General features: G+C 66.5%; 2 protein-coding genes. One reads left to right on the forward strand and one right to left on the reverse strand.

The genetic code is table 11. The annotated features are described in order from the left end of the window. Positions 1 to 110 precede the first annotated feature (110 nt). Complete coding sequence (locus EAO76_RS43785; RefSeq protein WP_148841760.1) at positions 111 to 872, forward strand: transposase family protein; 762 nt, start codon at positions 111 to 113, stop codon at positions 870 to 872. 99 nt (positions 873 to 971) lie between these two features. Here the strand turns inward: EAO76_RS43785 and EAO76_RS43790 are convergent, their stop codons facing one another. Further along, the gene (locus EAO76_RS43790; RefSeq protein ID WP_148841761.1) at positions 972 to 1,367 is read right to left on the reverse strand and encodes a hypothetical protein; all 396 of its coding nucleotides are present in this window, start codon (positions 1,365 to 1,367) and stop codon (positions 972 to 974) included. Positions 1,368 to 1,620 lie beyond the last annotated feature (253 nt).

Here is a 1,620-nt window from a genome sequence, read left to right on the forward strand (position 1 = left end):
TGAGCCCTTTTCAACCTGGGCGTCTGGTTGCGGAGTTGGGCTGACAGACAGGTGAAGCCCCTGGTAGATGGGTTTTCGACCAAGAAATCCGTCTCCACCAGAGGCTTCGCATGCTTGTCTACCCGTCGGGCGTCGACGTGTCCAGTTCTGCCCTGCGCTTCCTGTCCGCTCGTCTGCGGCAGCATCGTCGCGCGATCGGCTCCCGCTGGAGGCGTCTGAATCCTGGCCGCCAGGCCCTGCTCGCGCTCGCCCACCTGCGGATGGGGCACACATATGCCCAGCTCGCGGCCGGGTTCGGGGTCGGAACCACGACCGCTTACCGCTACACCACCGAGGCAGTCGAGCTCCTGGCCGACCTCGCGCCCACCCTGGCCGACGCCATGCGGACCGCTGCAACGAAGGCATTCGTCATCCTCGACGGGACGCTCCTGCCGATCGACCGCATCGCCGCGGACCGGCCCTTCTACTCCGGGAAGCACAAGAAGCACGGGATGAACGTGCAAGTCCTCACGGATCCGCTCGGCCGGCTGCTGTGGGCGTCGCCCGCCCTGCCCGGCGCCGTGCACGACATCCGCGCCGCCCGTGAGCACGGGATCGTCGACGGCCTCACCGAAGTCGGCCTCACGTRCTGGGCCGACAAGGCATACCGGGGCGCCGGCGGAACGGTCTGCACCCCGTACTGGGGCCGCTGGGAAAACCTCTCCGTCGGCCAGAAGGCCGTCAACCGGTCCCACGCGAAGATCCGCGCGCTCGTCGAGCAGGCCGTGGCCACCCTCAAAACCTGGAGACTCCTCCGTAAGCTCCGGTGCTCGACCACCCGCATCACCGCACTCGTCCAGGCAGTCCTCACCCTGCATCTGGCCAGCTCATAGCGAAGATGGAAGGGTCAGTAATCGGTCCCGGGTGGTCGCGGCTCAGGTGCCCGGGCACCAGTGCTCCAGGCGGGTGGGGGCCTCCTGGCCGGCGGTCTCTCACGACGGCTTGCCGGGCCGCGACGCGACTTGAACCGTGTTCGGCGCACCTGTGCGCTCGACCACGAGATCGCGAGCGAGGATCTCGATCTCCACCGGCCCGATCATGCGGACCCACAGCAAGGCCGACTCGTTGTTGTGATGATGCAAGAGGCCCCTGGCTTCATCGGGCCAGGGACCGACGCGGGGAAGCTCCAGGACATGGAAGTCATCGAAGAATCCGCACCAATCACCGCCACAGTCGTCCATGACCATGCGAGCCACGTGCTTGAACTCAAGGACCGCGACCGTGTAAGGCCCGTCCGTCAACTCGATACGCACACTCGCGTTCTCGTACGCCTGGGCCTGTGTGGAGATCGACCCCAGGAAGCAGCCGCGGTACGCGCTCAAGTCCATGAACGTCACGGTGCCACACATGTGCGGTTGGTGTCCGCGGCTCCGCAGGCGCCGCTGGGGCGGAGTCGCCGCAACGGCGGGCAATGTGGTTCGGCGGCGGACCGGCGCGGAGACTGCCTGGCGGCGCGGGGCCTCGGTGGTGAAGGGGTCTTTGCGGGCCTTTATTCGATTTTTATCGATGTGCGGTCCTGACTCAATTACTAGCCGGTCTGACCGACTACCCGGCCTGCCATGGCAGGTTGGCAAAGGCTCA

Origin of the sequence: Streptomyces sp. sk2.1 (assembly GCF_008120935.1) — a bacterium.
Lineage (GTDB): Bacteria > Actinomycetota > Actinomycetes > Streptomycetales > Streptomycetaceae > Streptomyces.

Coding starts and splice junctions, on each gene's coding strand:
- EAO76_RS43790 (WP_148841761.1), bottom strand. CDS start 1,367: ATGGACTTGAGCGCGTACCGCGGCTGCTTCCTGGGGTCGATCTCCACA.